General features: G+C 44.8%; 14 protein-coding genes and 1 pseudogene. All 15 read left to right on the plus strand.

Annotated features, from left to right (window positions below):
• Nucleotides 1-119 precede the first annotated feature (119 nt).
• The 15 genes and pseudogenes from B5F53_RS20955 (at nucleotide 120) to isdE (ending at nucleotide 14,511) form a co-directional block, all read left to right on the plus strand.
• Nucleotides 120-1,034 (plus strand): DUF5714 domain-containing protein, encoded by a 915-nt coding sequence (locus tag B5F53_RS20955; protein WP_442856289.1) that lies wholly within the window; start codon nucleotides 120-122, stop codon nucleotides 1,032-1,034.
• Between the two features lie 80 nt (nucleotides 1,035-1,114).
• Nucleotides 1,115-1,788: pseudogene (locus B5F53_RS04135) on the plus strand (response regulator transcription factor).
• Nucleotides 1,776-2,939: a HAMP domain-containing sensor histidine kinase gene (locus B5F53_RS04140; RefSeq protein WP_087220205.1), complete on the plus strand. Its 1,164-nt coding sequence runs from the start codon at nucleotides 1,776-1,778 to the stop codon at nucleotides 2,937-2,939. Before B5F53_RS04135 ends, B5F53_RS04140 begins: the two are co-directional and overlap by 13 nt.
• Nucleotides 2,940-3,069: 130 nt before the next feature.
• On the plus strand, nucleotides 3,070-3,822 hold the full coding sequence (locus tag B5F53_RS04145) for an ABC transporter ATP-binding protein (RefSeq protein ID WP_087220208.1): 753 nt from the start codon (nucleotides 3,070-3,072) through the stop codon (nucleotides 3,820-3,822).
• Nucleotides 3,812-5,848 (plus strand): FtsX-like permease family protein, encoded by a 2,037-nt coding sequence (locus B5F53_RS04150; RefSeq protein WP_087220211.1) that lies wholly within the window; start codon nucleotides 3,812-3,814, stop codon nucleotides 5,846-5,848. The genes B5F53_RS04145 and B5F53_RS04150 overlap by 11 nt, the downstream gene beginning before the upstream one ends.
• 128 nt (nucleotides 5,849-5,976) lie before the next feature.
• The gene (locus B5F53_RS04155; protein ID WP_087220214.1) at nucleotides 5,977-6,450 is read left to right on the plus strand and encodes a hypothetical protein; all 474 of its coding nucleotides are present in this window, start codon (nucleotides 5,977-5,979) and stop codon (nucleotides 6,448-6,450) included.
• 26 nt (nucleotides 6,451-6,476) lie between these two features.
• Nucleotides 6,477-6,980 carry a nickel insertion protein gene (gene larC / locus B5F53_RS04160; RefSeq protein WP_087220217.1) on the plus strand — a complete coding sequence of 168 codons (504 nt, stop codon included), beginning with the start codon at nucleotides 6,477-6,479 and terminating at the stop codon, nucleotides 6,978-6,980.
• Nucleotides 6,981-6,990: 10 nt separating this feature from the next.
• A complete protein-coding gene (locus B5F53_RS04165; RefSeq protein ID WP_087220220.1) occupies nucleotides 6,991-8,790 on the plus strand; it encodes a hypothetical protein in 1,800 nt (599 codons plus the stop codon).
• A gap of 70 nt (nucleotides 8,791-8,860) precedes the next feature.
• On the plus strand, nucleotides 8,861-9,607 hold the full coding sequence (larB, locus tag B5F53_RS04170) for a nickel pincer cofactor biosynthesis protein LarB (RefSeq protein ID WP_087220223.1): 747 nt from the start codon (nucleotides 8,861-8,863) through the stop codon (nucleotides 9,605-9,607).
• 10 nt (nucleotides 9,608-9,617) lie between these two features.
• A complete protein-coding gene (locus tag B5F53_RS04175; protein WP_087220226.1) occupies nucleotides 9,618-10,373 on the plus strand; it encodes a LarC family nickel insertion protein in 756 nt (251 codons plus the stop codon).
• 37 nt (nucleotides 10,374-10,410) lie between these two features.
• The gene (locus B5F53_RS04180) at nucleotides 10,411-10,785 is read left to right on the plus strand and encodes a winged helix-turn-helix transcriptional regulator (RefSeq protein WP_087220229.1); all 375 of its coding nucleotides are present in this window, start codon (nucleotides 10,411-10,413) and stop codon (nucleotides 10,783-10,785) included.
• A gap of 35 nt (nucleotides 10,786-10,820) precedes the next feature.
• Entirely contained in the window at nucleotides 10,821-11,408 is a 588-nt protein-coding gene (locus B5F53_RS04185; protein WP_087220232.1) for a LysE family transporter, read from the plus strand.
• Nucleotides 11,409-11,429: 21 nt separating this feature from the next.
• On the plus strand, nucleotides 11,430-11,834 hold the full coding sequence (locus B5F53_RS04190) for a GNAT family N-acetyltransferase (protein ID WP_087220235.1): 405 nt from the start codon (nucleotides 11,430-11,432) through the stop codon (nucleotides 11,832-11,834).
• A gap of 447 nt (nucleotides 11,835-12,281) precedes the next feature.
• Nucleotides 12,282-13,400 carry a heme-binding Shp domain-containing protein gene (locus B5F53_RS04195; RefSeq protein WP_087220238.1) on the plus strand — a complete coding sequence of 373 codons (1,119 nt, stop codon included), beginning with the start codon at nucleotides 12,282-12,284 and terminating at the stop codon, nucleotides 13,398-13,400.
• Nucleotides 13,384-14,511: a heme ABC transporter substrate-binding protein IsdE gene (gene isdE, locus B5F53_RS04200; protein ID WP_242970241.1), complete on the plus strand. Its 1,128-nt coding sequence runs from the start codon at nucleotides 13,384-13,386 to the stop codon at nucleotides 14,509-14,511. Before B5F53_RS04195 ends, isdE begins: the two co-directional genes overlap by 17 nt.
• Nucleotides 14,512-14,517: the final 6 nt, after the last annotated feature.

Below are 14,517 nucleotides of genomic sequence, written 5' to 3' on the forward strand. Positions count from 1 at the left end.
TAGAAATGGAGTGTGAACTGTGCCATAAAAAAGAAAAAAGCAAAACGAGATGTATCAATGGGCATTATGTCTGCAATGAATGCCATATGCAGGGGATTGACAGTCTCATTGGGATATGCATGGGGGAGACATCCAAAAACCCGGCGATTATCCTGAACCAAATGATGGCTCAGCCCTTCTGCCATATGCATGGGCCGGAGCATCATATCATGGTTGGAATGGCGCTTCTGACAGCGTACAGAAATTCCGGAGGGGATCTTGATCTGAAGAATGCGCTGATAGAAATGAACAGCAGGGGACGATCTGTCCCGGGAGGGACATGCGGTTTCTGGGGAGCTTGTGGGGCAGGAATCAGTACGGGAATGTTTCTTTCCATTGCTACGGGGTCTACGCCTTTGGGAAAGGAGAATTTCGGATTGTCCAATAAGATGACGGCAAAAGCCCTGGGAGCAATCGGAGAAGTCGGAGGTCCCAGATGCTGCAAAAGGGATTCTTATCTTTCAATTCTTCAGGCCGTTGATTTTGTCAGAGAGAACCTAGGGATTTTTATGGAAAAACCGAAAATATGCTGCTCGTACAGCCGTCAGAATAATCAGTGCATCGGGAAACGCTGTCCATTCTGCGAAAGGAAAAAGAAGATTGCTTTTATCTGTGTCCATAATTCCTGCCGGAGTCAGATAGCGGAAGCGTTGGGGAAAAAATATTTATCAGATTTTTGTGACTGCTATTCTGCCGGAACGGAGACGAAACCGCAGATTAATCAGGATGCGGTAAGGCTGATGAAACAGGAGTATGGGATAGACATGGAAAAAGAACAGTATTCCAAGCTGATTCAGGACATACCGGAAGCGGATATTTATGTATCCATGGAGTGCAATGTGTCATGCCCGAACATTCCCGGCAGAAAGATGGTCAACTGGGGATTAGAGGATCCAACGGGAAAGGACGATGACGCTTTTCGGAATGTCATGCGTCAGGTTGAAGAAAATATACTGTATTTAAGAGACCAGCTAAGCAGGAAGAGATGTTTTTGAGAATAAGAGCCTAAGGAAAGCAAAAGGTTGATAGAAATTTGAAAAAGAGAGGGTAGTATCATTTGTAGGGGGGTGATTTTATGGCGCCGAAAATACTTGTCGCAGACGACGAAATAGAAATACGGAATATGCTAAAACGCTATTTTACACTTGATGGCTACGATGTGATTACAGCAGCCGGAGGACAGGACGCACGAAACAAATTGTCGCTTCAGCCGGACATTATTCTGCTGGATATAAATATGCCGGATATAGATGGCCTCTCTTTATGCAAAAGCATACGGGACTTTATTTCATGCCCCATTCTGTTCCTGACCGCTAATGTGGAAGACAGCGACAAAATCAAAGGCTTTGGCGCAGGAGGGGATGATTACATTGTAAAACCGTTTTCCATTGATGAATTAGGCGCAAGAGTATCCGCACATCTGCGGCGGGAGAGCCGCAGTAAAGTAAAAGCGCGGGTACTATTCAATGATTGTCTTGCTGTTGACTATACAGAAAGGGCCGCCTATTGGAATGGACAGGAAATCCCACTTTTGAAAAAGGAGTTCGATATAATCGAAGTCCTTTCGCAAAATCCAGACAGGTCTTTGATAAAGAGCGGCTTTATGAAGCGGCGTGGGGCTTAGACGGTATGGGGAATAATTCTGTTGTTGCAGAGCATATTCGGAAAATCCGGGCGAAGTTTGCAGCCATAGGTGCAAAGCAGTACATCGAAACAGTTTGGGGGGTGGGGTATAAATGGCAAAAATAAAGCACAAACTGCGAGACCTCTCCATTTTGCCGACCTTCATATTATTGTCAATCGTCTTTATCCTGCTTGCTATGTTGTTGGCTGAGGTTGAAAAGACGATTTTATCCAATGCTCAGACAGAGATAGCTTTCCAGTACTCCAATATCGTAGAGGGCTTTAATTCTAAAAAGGTTTGGGGCAATCAGGCAGTATTTTGGCTTTCTCAACAGGATAGCAGAAGGATGTGGCTGTATGAAATGTGCCTGTGGCTGCTGCCGCCTGTTACCTATCTTATCTGCTTCTTTATGGCGGGGGTGACTTTTTATCGGAGTAAGATCAAAACACCGCTTGCCTTGTTGACTGTGGCTTCTGAACGGATTGCAGACAATGATTTGGACTTCTCGCTTCAATACGACAGCCATGATGAAATGGGTACATTGTGTGTGGCATTTGAAAAAATGCGTTCTGCTCTGGAGACAAATAATCGCGAAATGTGGCGGCAAATGGACGAGCGTAAGCGATTAAATGCCGCGTTCTCTCATGATTTGCGGACACCACTCACCGTGTTGGAGGGTCATTTAGGTATTCTTCAAAAATATGTGCCAGACGGAAAACTATCATCCAACGACATAATAGATACCTATACAGTAATGGCCGGGCAGATGAAACGATTAAAAACTTATGTTGCCTCAATGAATACCCTGCAGCGGTTGGAAGATATACCAATCAATCGAGAATGTATCCCAACAGCAGATTTTATTGGTCAGTTACGGGATACCGGAAAAATCGTATGTAATGGAAAGCAGCTTATCTTTCTTAATGAGGCGACGGTTCCAACGCTTTTTCTTGACCCGGAAATCGTTATGCAGGTGTTTGAAAACCTCCTGTCAAATGCCGTCCGCTATGCGGATGAAGCCGTCACCATACAATGCCGGACAGAGCAAAACACACTATTTCTTTCCGTAGGCGATGATGGCAAAGGCTTTGATGATGTTGCGCTCAAATCGGCAACAAACCCTTTTTACACTACCGGGGACGGAGAAAACCAGCATTTAGGGATTGGTCTAAATATTTGCAAAATCCTGTGCGTGCGTCACGGCGGAAATATATTGCTGTCAAACGGAGCGAAAAAAGGCGCCATAGTTTGTACCAGCTTTGATATGAAAAAATAACAAGTATAGATAATAAAAAATCTCCTTGTGGAAATCCACCGGGGGATTTTTTTGATTGACAGATATTTGAAAATTGGGCGGTAAGCTGTATTCGTAACCCCATAAGCAGCAGAAAAGGAGAGATAACATTATGTTAGAAATCAGGGAAATTACGAAAACATACCGTTCAAATGGGATGGACTTTCCCGTTTTGAAAGGTGTATCAGCAAGTATTTCAGATGGTGAATTCGTCGCAATCATGGGACCGTCCGGCAGTGGTAAAACAACGCTGCTCAATGTGGTGTCTGGCTTTACTTCTGCGGACAGTGGAAGTGTCCTGCTGGACGGGGAAGACATATTGACAGGGGATGAAAATATCCTTGCCGAAATCCGGCAGCGCCAACTCGGCTTTGTCTTTCAGGACTTTATGCTCCTTAATGGATTGACAATCCGGGAGAATGTGTTTTTACCGCAAATAATCGCGGGAAGGCCCGCAAAGAGCATGGAAAGAAAAACCGAAAGTCTGCTTTCCATGTTCGGGATTGGGGACATTGCGGCGAAATATCCTGCTGAAGTGTCCGGCGGTCAAAAGCAGCGGGCCGCTATTGCAAGAGCATTGTCGAATAGTCCCTCTGTCATCTTAGCAGACGAGCCCACAGGAAATCTTGATTCCAAATCAGGCGCAGCGGTTATTGAGGCGTTTATAGCTGCAAACAAAAGCATGGGCGCTACCATTCTAATGGTAACTCATGACGCATTTGCCGCTTCCTACGCTGATAAGGTAATTGCACTAAAGGATGGAATTGTATTTGGTGAGCTTGTGCGGCATGGAAAGCCGAAGCAGTTTTTGGATGAACTGCTGGACTTTATCCGAAAGGTTAATGGTGATGGATATGACGCTTAATGAGATCAGCCGCAAGCTCATAAAGAATGACCGAAAGCAGTATGCGCTTTTTTTCTTCTCCGTTCTCTTTTCCATCATAATGACCGGGGCATACGGCGTACTGCAATACAGCCCCACGATTACAAATGTACTGGCAGACGGCGGTTCCACGCAGACCATTTCACAAGGAATGTTTTTCGGCTCTATGCTTGGTATTGTCGTTTTCCTTGTTTATGCGGACGTTTTATTTCTAAAATATAAGTCGCGGGAAATCGGGATTTTCCTTTCGCTTGGGATTGACGGCCGCAGCGTACAGAAAATCATTATCAGGGAGTTTACAACCTTGTTTCAGATTGCCGCCTTGCTGGGGCTGATTTTGTCCGTTCCCTTTGCGTTTTTGTGCTGGACGTCACTGAACATTTTTTTGAAAACACAGGAAACGGCATTTTCGATTGGCTGGGGAGGACTGCTAATTGCCCTTGTCTTTTCCGTCCTATCCTGGCTGATTTTGCGTGAGGTCAACCGCAGATATATTTGTACCCTTGATATTTTGAAAATATTAAAAAGTTCTGATGAAAACGAAGGCACAAAAAGCGGAAATCTGCTTTTTCTGATTTTGGGGGCTGCTCTTGTTCCAGTGGGCATCATAGCCTTTTTCACATTGCAGAATATGGGAGGCTTCCTGAACGCGCTTCTTGCCTTTATGGGCCTTGCCGCTGCCGTATGGGGTGTTTATATTCTGATTATTCAATGCGCTTCAATCGGGGATATTCTGAAAAGATTTTGCGTTCAGGCCTATTACAAAAACATTGTATTTTATAACCTCTTAAAGCAGAAAATCAGGCAATATACCCGCTCTATTTTTGCTGCGTCTTTGCTTATTACCTTTACTATTTTCGGTATTGGCTTTATCGCTGCCGGATTTGTGGATGGGTATAATGTGGCGCTCAATGAACCATATGACTATACGATAAGCACCACGGCGGACAGAACGGAAATAACGCAACAGCGCATTTCCTCTATTGCGGAGGAAACAAACACGGCAATTACAGAAATTATCCGGCTGGATTGCCTTTTGATTGGGGTGGAAAACACCTACAAAGACGGATCCACCGATTGGGGTTCCCGTGTAATTGTGAGTGAAAGCACATTCGAGGAACTTTGCGGACAGGAAGTAACCGTACCAAAAGGAAGCTATACTCTTTGTTTTGATGGTTCCATGCAGTATAAGCGAAATGCATTTCATAGCAGCAGCAGCTTGTTCTATAATCCGACCACGGGGGACGAGGCCGTTTATACGCAGAATGAGCCGATTTCTATTGACAGGCTGGTGAATTCCCGCTCTTTCTTTTCGTCCTTTTTAATCCTCAATGACGATGATTATATGGACATTTCATCGACGCTTGGGGCGGAATATAAGGCAACTACATTCCTGTTGAATGTTGCCGATTGGCGCAGCACAGGAGTATTTCAGAACCGCATATTGGAAGAAGTAATCTCTGACAATGACGAGATGATTTTCACAAATTGGCATAACAGCGCAACCTTTGAAAAGACAGGAAGTAAAGCGGAGTATTTGTCTTATATTGGGAACGAAACCCGTATTGCCCGTGTATGGGCCCTTTATCCCCTGTCAAAGCTCTCCAGTGCAACAACACAGTTTGAGGCGTTTGCCATCTATCTCATGCTCATGCTGTTTATTGCAATTGTAGCCTTTGTGTCCTCTATCATGGTGGTGGGTCTTAAACTTGTCAGTACAATATGGGACGATGCAGCCGTGTACGAAAATCTCCGGCGTTTAGGCATGAAGCCACGCGGGATACGGCGTCTTATCACAAGGCAAATGGTCTTTGTCTATTTCATTCCCACTGTCTTTGGCTGTCTTGTCGGAGCATTTACAACATACCGGATTATGCTTGTTTCAGGTGTGATTTACATTGCGGAAACAATGCAGGTTGTCGGTGTCGCCTGTGGATTGGTGGCAGTATTACAGCTTTTAATTTTTGCTGTGCTACGTTCCAGAATTATTTGGAATTGTATCTCATAGAAAGATAGTATGATTACAATTCTTTTTTACTATGAAATTTATGAGTGTATCATAAATTTGCAAGTATATTGAAAAGAACCAATTAACTTTTATAATAGACAATATAAAATGTCTGGGAGGTTAAATCAATGAAAAGAGCAGCGGAAATCATTCATCTCTTACCGGAAAACAGAAAAAAATATCTGGAGAAGTATACAAATCCTTCAACGGAAGCGGCTCGGATTTTATGGCAGGCAGGGATTCGGAAACAGTTTTACTATGAGTTTGGAGATGAAATTTTACGTACCTATGAGTACACGGGAAAGCAGTTTCAAGTGGACATGAAACGTATTTTGCAGGCAAAAGAAACAACGGATTTTTTCCTTCAGCGACGGAGAAAGGATGTGCCGGAGAAGGAGAGAGCAGCAACGGAGTGGTGGGCGCCTTTGAAATGGTACGGCGCCTCTCTGATGGCAGAGCCGCAGTCAGAAGAAGATGAGATGTCTAATAAAGAAGCATATCATCGTATGGTATCCGGAGAGATGTCAGAAGAAGATGAGGATATGGAAGTTTTTCACTTTATTTATGATGAAGATGACTGGAGCGAATCCATTCATATGTAAAATGCAGAAAGGGAGGGGAAGAAGGAATGGACATATATTCAAAAGAAGGTCTTCTGATACTGGTACAGATTGATCATCTAAGCGGCGAACTTTTAGGCAATGTAATAGAAGATTTTTATGATGCCGGGGCAAAAAATGTACAGATAGTGAGTGCCATTACAAAGAAAAACCGTCCGGCGTATATGATTTTTATCGATGTCCCCTTCCAAAAAGCAGATAAAGTAGAAAATGTGATTATAAAAGAGTGTGGATCCTCAGGCTGGCACAGAATTTCTACCTGTCACCGTCATACCAATGTTTCTGTTCAGAAGAAACAAATAAAAATCCGGACAGAAAAAGGATATTACAATTTTGAGGCAGAAGGGAAGGTCATTAACGATGACTGGAAACATGCCAGACCGGAATATGAAAACTGTATAAAACTTAAAAAACTTCTTCTCGAAAAAGAAGGAATTTCAATTCCGGTGAAAAATATTCAAAACTACCTGTCCATGTTGTTTTATGAGGAAAAAAATGAACTGACTATTTAGGAGGAAATCTATGGAAAATAATAACAAAGCAAAGATACTGTCTGCCGCACAAATGGCATCGGTATCAAATATTTCAAATTTAACAAACGACCGGATTGAAGCTCTTGCCGGAGGGCACGGAATGGTAAATATTGCAATCCATACAGTAGCCAATGTTATAGCAGAAGAGCTTCTTGGAGGAGGCAGCATTGCCATCCGGTTTGCAGATGCCCGTCAACTGCCAGTGGAAAATATTATAAAAAAGGCAATCGATACAGCAAAAGCCTCCGGGGCAGATGGTGCAAATGCAGCATTGCTGACGGCGGTACTGATGTATCTTGCAGGAACTGCAGCCCAGGTAGGAATCCCCGCAGGAAACAGGAAACTGGGAGCAACCTGCCGTATGCTGGCAGGAGTGGATCGCAGTGGTGTAAGCGCAATTCCCACATCTAAAATGAATAGTAAAATTTCTGCTTTTCCGGCTGTTCTGGCAGTCAATCAGGCAATGTTAGACGGAACGTTATCACCCATTAATGGAAGAGATGTCCCTCAGAATGTAGGCGGAAGTCCTTTATATGGTCACAGTGCCTTAGGAGAGGATATTATCTGGCCGGGAATCGCAAAAAAAGGAGCGGAGATCGGAACAAAGGCGATGCTGGATGCTATGGCAGGAGCAGGGATACGTCCGGATCCCCTTCATGCCGCTTTATTCGGTGCGGCGGCAATCCTTGAGGTGATTCATCCGGATGCGGAAGTACCGGAAGGAGAAGGACGATATGGAAGAACCACATCTGTGCGGCTTGTGGGAAAAGCGGCAGCTGAAACAGCAGGACTTCCGGAAAAAATACATATGCATCTGACCAATCAGGAATTTGATACGGCACAGCTTGTGGGAGATATAGGATTAATTCTAAAAGATATTGGGGGACCTTCTGTCATTGGTATGATGGCTCTGGCTGAAATTCTGGCCTGCTTTAAGGAAGGAATCTCCAGCGGATTTTCTTCCGGCCCGGTGAATGCGCCGCTGGGACACCAGGGTTCCTATGCCGTTGCTGTTATGAAAGCTCTTCTGGAAGAAAATGCAGATCCAAAGGAAATTGCAGAACAGCTCGTTCAGGAGCGAACCGCAAACTCTCTGAATCCGGAATCGGCTCTGGTAAGTATCAATATTATAGCGAGAAAAGCAGATGAGGTAAGGCTCGGACCAGTGACCAGGCTGATGATTAGGGCGACAGAACCTATGCGTACAAAGGCGATTTTTACAAAAGCCTCCTTTACCTATGACCAGTTAAAAGAAGGAAAAAGTCTGGCAGAAGTTGTAAAAGCCCTGGATGACCAACGACTTTTGACAGTGGAAACCCAGGCAGGAGCTCTTTTCAGTGAGATGACAGGAGAAAAAGTGACTGTAAAAGTAGAAAATCTTCACAGTGCTGCAAGAAGAACCGCAAAATTAGTAAAAAAATACTGGTCATTTGATCCCTACGTGGATATGACGGTAACTTTGGGAGAAAAGAAGGCTGTCATGGAAGGATTTGTTCATGACATCATTCCAAGAGTATGCCAGGGAGAATGTCAGGATGTAGCCTGGGCTGTCCCCTTTGCGGCAGGAGTCATGGATGAACTTGCACTTGCAGGCTGTAACATTTTAAATGTGGTAATCCCTGTGGCAGTGGCATCTGCTCTGAAACTAAATGACCCGTCTGTCCTGGCAGAAGAAGCGGAACGGGCTGCTTATATAAGTGTGGGAATACCCGGGGCAAAAGCACATGCCACAGAGGCAGGTATTCTGGCATCTGAAATCGCAGAATTTATGCAGACATCTTACTTTTAATTGAATCCCATAAAAAGAAGGAGCATAGCGGCAGAGATGCCGCTGTGTTTCTTCAGACAAAGGAGAAAAAATGAAAAAAAGGGAACTGTATGAAATTTTAAATGAAGTAAAAGAAGGAAAACTTCCCGTAAATGAGGCGGTTTTTGAACTGAAGAAGATGCCGTTTGAAGATCTAGGGTATGCGAAAATTGACTACCACAGGGAATTAAGACAAGGATATGGCGAAGTGATTTTCGGACAGGGGAAGACTGCGGAACAGATAATCGGGATTCTTACTTCTATGAAAGCAGCGGGACAGAATACGATTTTAATCACCAGGCTGTACCAGGAAGCGGCTGAAAAAATAAAAGAGAAATTTGATTTGTATTATGATCCCGATTCACATATCGGATTTTCAGGAGAGAAACCTGCCCCCGACGGAAAAGGTACCATACTGATTATGACAGGAGGAACAAGCGACATTCCTGTTGCTGAAGAAGCGGCATGGACGGCAGAAGTCATGGGAAACCGGGTACAGCGTGTTTATGACGTAGGCGTTGCAGGCATACACCGTACTCTGGCACATATGGAAGATATTATGAAAGCAAATGTAATCATTGCAATCGCAGGTATGGAAGGAGCGCTTGCAAGTGTAATCGCCGGTCTTGCAGATTGTCCGGTTATTGCAGTTCCTACAAGTATAGGATATGGCACCTCTTTTCATGGTCTTGCAGCGCTTTTATCTATGTTAAATTCCTGTGCCAATGGAGTTGCCACAGTGAATATCGATAATGGATTTGGCGCGGGCTGCTTTGCCAGCATGATCAATCACAGATAGGAGGAAAACGATGTGTACAGTTTATTTTGACTGCGAAAGAGGGGCGGCAGGAGATATGATTTGCGCCGCTTTATTCGGACTTATAAAAGATAAGGCAGCTATGGTAAAACGACTGAACAACATGGGGATTCCCGGAGCAAAGTTTCTGATAAACAATACAAAACGCTATGAGATGGAAGGACTTTCCATGACGGTAGAAATAGGTGAGCAAACGGAGGAAACGGCATTTTCCGAACATGGCCATACAGCTCATCGGCATATGACTATGGAAACAATCCGTGAAATTGTGGGAAACCTTAAAGTACCGCAGCATATTAAAAAGATGGTTCTGGAGATATATCAGATGATTGCCCTGGCTGAGTCTGAGGCACATAACTGCCAGGTGACGGAAGTGCATTTCCATGAGGTTGGGGCACTGGATGCGATTGCTGATGTTAGTGCCGCCTGTATGCTTTTGGATGAACTTAAGCCGGAGAATATTATTTCTTCTTCCGTCCATGTGGGAAATGGAACGGTACGCTGTGCCCATGGAGTTCTCGATGTTCCTGCTCCCGCAACTGCAAATCTGCTTCGGGGAATTCCTTATGAAAAAGGAGAAATTGAAGGAGAAATCTGTACACCTACAGGCGCTGCTCTTTTGCGGTACTTTGTGCAGAAATTCGGCGTACCTATTCCGGAAAGTTCTATAAAAAAATCGGGAATAGGAATCGGCAAAAGAAAATTTCAGAAACCTAGCTTTTTTATGGCGGCTATCCTTGCAGAATAAAATATGATACAATGGAAATCGAAAGGAGCTGTATGTTATGTATCAGAAAAAAATGCAGGAAGATATACGGTGTCCGTTAGAATACGGTCTGGATGTTTTCGGAGGCAAATGGAAATCCAGAATTATATGTGTACTGGCTGCTAAGGAAAAACTGCGATATAGTGAAATCAGAAAAGAAATGTGCAATATCACCGATGCGGTTTTGTCATCAACATTAAAGGAATTAATCGCAGATAAAATTGTTATCCGAAAATCGTACGATGAAATTCCTCCGAAGGTTGAATACTCACTTACGGAAAAGGGAAAATCGGTTGTTCCGATTCTGCAGAATATTTGTAAATGGTCTGGGATTTTTTATAAAAAAGACAGTGAACATACCATGACACAGTGCCAGAAATGTGACCACTTATAAAAGCTTGAATCAGTTTGAAAAGGAGAAAAACAGATATGACCTTTTCCGTGTTAGGGACACTGTCTTTCTATATGATCGTTAATTCCTTCACTCCCGGTCCGGGCAATATACTGGCCATGAATACGACAACACAGTACGGATGGGGAAAAGGAAAGAAGCTGATTTTGGGAATCTGCTGCGGATATTTTACAGTTCAGATGATTTGTACGCTGGCATTATATGAATTGAACACACTGCTTACTCCGGTATTATCACTGTTAAAGTATATTGGCGCTGTTTATATGTGCTGGCTGGCAATTCATATTTTGCTCAGCCGTCCGGAAAAAAAGAATTTAGATAAAGCCCCTGATTTTTTCAGAGGTTTTTTATTGCAGCTTGTGAATGTTAAAATCTATTTTTATATTAGTACCTTATTAACCGTGTATCTTATTCCATATATGGAAAATCTGTTCATGCTTGTGACAGCAGGAATTATAGTAACTGCTGTGGGAAGCGCCGCTTCCCTTGTGTGGGCGTTTTTAGGAGTCAGGCTTCAATCGGGTTATGAAAAGTACTATCGTCTGATCAATTCCATTCTTGCGCTGTTTCTGTTTTATTGCGCGTGGGGAATTATGAATCAGTAAAATGTGACAGGGAGAGAGAAAATGAAGATTCAGTATACGGATGAGAAAATTTTTACACAGCAACAGGTAACCGAATTATTTTTATCTGTAGGATGGATTTCCGGCCGGTATCCGGACAGATTATATAAAGCGTTGAAACATTCTTCTACTGTAATCACTGCATGGGACAGGGAACAGTTGGTGGGCCTTGTCAGAGTCTTAGATGATTCATCAATGCTTGCGTACATACATTATGTGCTTGTTCATCCCTCCTATCAGGGAAAAGGGATTGCGGGAACAATGATAAATCAGGTTAAGGAAAAATATAAAGATTTTCCGTATCTTGAAGTTATGCCGGAAGAAAGCAAAAATGCTGCGTTTTATGAACAATTCGGATTTCAGATGATGAAAGATGGCGCTGCGATGCAGATTTGCAGTTTCTCATAACAAATCCTCTGTTTAGCATTGCACTGTGGCTGGCGGTATGCCCTTCCAGTCACGGAGCTAAATAATCTGTTTGATTATGTGTACAAATTCCTGAGCTGCAGGTGTTAAGTCCTGCATATTGTTTGCAAATATCCCTATATCGAAAGATATGTCTGTTGTCAGCGACCATATACTATTTCCAGAAGCAATAATAATCAAAACTGACAGGAATTTCTTCAATATGAAGGTTAGCGAAAACTAACACAATAAAAAATTCTGTATTGACAGGAAATAATTAGCATGTTATACCTAAAGGAGGTAGTCGCAACTAACTCATATTATATGGGTAGTCCTTCCTAACCTGCGCTATAAAAGATTACGGGAATCGGAAAGAAACAATTTTCAATCCCAAAGGGTGGAGGAAGAGAGTATGAAGAAGAAAACAGAGAGAGCAGACAGGAGAGATTAATGAAAACAGTAAAAAGAATGAGAAAAATCCTTGCCGGACTGCTTGGACTGTTCCTGTTTGTCCTTATTGGGGCCGGTACAGTGCAGGTGCAGGCGGCAAGCGGCAATGTATATACCTGTGTGATTCATCCCTGTTACGCACATCCGGTCACCGGGGTAATCGAGGATTCCGGAGGGGAAGCTTCCTATGCTACCGGACAGGGGATGATTGACGGAGCAGTCTATACCACAGGCATCCTTGAACTGACGGACAGCGGAGAATATTACCTGACCATTCGGATGAGTCTGATGGGATATACCAGCGGTCATACGTTCTGGGTGCAGAATGTGGGGGATTCCGGCTGGTCCAGTCCGGCGATGGGCATAACAGGTACAGGTACAGACAATAATGGAGACACAGCGGATATCTGTATGCAGGTTCCCAGCGAGAACTGCGTAGTCCGCGGCTCTATGTACGTGGAGCCTATGGGGAGAGATGTGGTTTTCTATCTTTATCCCAGTGACTATGCAGAAGGAAATAATACAGATATGAATGCTACCATGGTGACGTCAGCCTCGGGAAGTGACAGTGGGGCAGCCGCCGCAGACAATTCTTCCGGCACGGGTACCGCTGGTACAGCCGCCGCAGAAAACAGTACAGCGGCATCCGCAGATAACTCTTCCGGTACCAATGCCACAGGAGGCAGTTCTGCGGAAACGCCGGCTTCCTTAGAAAGCAGTGCAGAAAACGGGGAAGGTGAGCCCCCCGCGCAGAACAGTTCTTCCCCCTCTGATACCAGTACTGCAGCGAATAAAACGACAGATAAGGAATCCGGGAATACAACGGACGAAAGCGAGGCTCCGGCCTTGTCCAGCTCCATTGAGCTGGCGGCGGAACCGACGTCGGATACGGTCACGGATAAAGAACTCAATGACGCGCAGGGCTTAAGTCTTTCAACAGCGGAGGCTGCTGCAGAAGAAGGGACAGCGGGAACTTCCGGCGGAACCAGCGCCTTTGCCATTGGGACAGCCATTACGGTATCCGGCCTGATCCTGATGGGCGCTGCAGCAGTAATCGTATATTTCTTCCGTAAGAACTGGAGACGCTGGGGCGGAGGTTACGATGATGATGAAATTTAGAGCAGGACATAAGAGCAAAAGGCTGGCAGGAGCCGTCCTAAGTACAGCGCTGGCCTGCAGTCTCTTGACAGGGTGCGTGGATCAAAGGGGCGGGGCTTCCGAGACGGAAGCAGCCCGGAAAGAGACGGCACAGGCTGCAGAGACCCTCCTTGCGATCACAGATCCCCGGGAAAAAGCAGCGGTAGAAGCGGCAAAGGCTAAGGTGGCAGCCATGGAAGAAGAACCCAGAATCATTGCTACTTCCCCGGCCGCGGCTGATATTTGCGACAGACTAAAGCTGGATCTTGTAGGCATATGTTCCAGTACGATTTCCACTTTGCCGGATCGGTATGCGGATGTGGAGCAGGTGGGAACCTCTATGAGCCCCGATATGGAGATTGTAGCATCCCTGTCTCCGGACTGGATTTTAAGTCCTGCAAGCCTGCAGTCAGATCTGCAGCCAAAGTATGAGGCTATTGAAACGGACTGGGCATTTCTGAATCTGCGCAGCGTACCGGGCATGTACCGCTCCATTCAGGAGCTGGGGGAAATCTTTGATCGAAAGGAACAGGCCCAGGAGATGGTGAATGAGTTTACAGAATTCTATGAAGATTACAGCACTGCCAATGAGGGAAAGGAAAATCCGAAGGTACTGATCCTCATGGGGCTTCCCGGCAGTTATATTATTGCAACAGAAAATTCCTATGTGGGAAGTCTGGTAGAACTGGCAGGAGGAGAGAACGTTTATGCCGGCACGGAGCAGGAATTTCTGACTGTCAATACGGAAGACATGCAGTCGAAGGAACCGGATGTGATTCTGCGTGCGGCCCATGCTCTTCCGGATCAGGTAATTGAGATGTTTAACGAAGATTTTAAAACCAGCGGTATCTGGCAGCATTTCACCGCTGTACAGGAAGGAAGGGTCTATGATTTATCCTATGAGCTCTTTGGTATGAGCGCCACCTTCCGCTATCCGGAAGCATTGGAAGAGCTGCAGCCCATGCTTTATCCGGAAAGCGAAGAAGACGAGGCGAAGGCGAAATCCAACAGCGAGAACGCCGCCCGGGCAGCCGAAGAGAGCGAAGCCAGCGAGAAAACAAATGAGGAAACGCTGAAGGAAATTACCAGGTAGGAGGGA

Source organism: Blautia sp. An249 (assembly GCF_002159835.1).
GTDB lineage: Bacteria > Bacillota > Clostridia > Lachnospirales > Lachnospiraceae > Blautia_A > Blautia_A avistercoris.

Excerpts from the sequence above, each read along its gene's own strand:
- larB (WP_087220223.1), top strand. The coding sequence starts at position 8,861 with ATGAAAAAAAGGGAACTGTATGAAATTTTAAATGAAGTAAAAGAAGGA.
- B5F53_RS04150 (WP_087220211.1), top strand. The coding sequence starts at position 3,812 with ATGACGCTTAATGAGATCAGCCGCAAGCTCATAAAGAATGACCGAAAG.
- B5F53_RS04140 (WP_087220205.1), top strand. The coding sequence starts at position 1,776 with ATGGCAAAAATAAAGCACAAACTGCGAGACCTCTCCATTTTGCCGACC.
- B5F53_RS04155 (WP_087220214.1), top strand. The coding sequence starts at position 5,977 with ATGAAAAGAGCAGCGGAAATCATTCATCTCTTACCGGAAAACAGAAAA.
- B5F53_RS04185 (WP_087220232.1), top strand. The coding sequence starts at position 10,821 with ATGACCTTTTCCGTGTTAGGGACACTGTCTTTCTATATGATCGTTAAT.
- B5F53_RS04145 (WP_087220208.1), top strand. The coding sequence starts at position 3,070 with ATGTTAGAAATCAGGGAAATTACGAAAACATACCGTTCAAATGGGATG.
- B5F53_RS04165 (WP_087220220.1), top strand. The coding sequence starts at position 6,991 with ATGGAAAATAATAACAAAGCAAAGATACTGTCTGCCGCACAAATGGCA.
- B5F53_RS04175 (WP_087220226.1), top strand. The coding sequence starts at position 9,618 with ATGTGTACAGTTTATTTTGACTGCGAAAGAGGGGCGGCAGGAGATATG.
- B5F53_RS04180 (WP_087220229.1), top strand. The coding sequence starts at position 10,411 with ATGTATCAGAAAAAAATGCAGGAAGATATACGGTGTCCGTTAGAATAC.
- B5F53_RS20955 (WP_442856289.1), top strand. The coding sequence starts at position 120 with ATGGGGGAGACATCCAAAAACCCGGCGATTATCCTGAACCAAATGATG.
- isdE (WP_242970241.1), top strand. The coding sequence starts at position 13,384 with ATGATGATGAAATTTAGAGCAGGACATAAGAGCAAAAGGCTGGCAGGA.
- B5F53_RS04190 (WP_087220235.1), top strand. The coding sequence starts at position 11,430 with ATGAAGATTCAGTATACGGATGAGAAAATTTTTACACAGCAACAGGTA.
- larC (WP_087220217.1), top strand. The coding sequence starts at position 6,477 with ATGGACATATATTCAAAAGAAGGTCTTCTGATACTGGTACAGATTGAT.
- B5F53_RS04195 (WP_087220238.1), top strand. The coding sequence starts at position 12,282 with ATGAAAACAGTAAAAAGAATGAGAAAAATCCTTGCCGGACTGCTTGGA.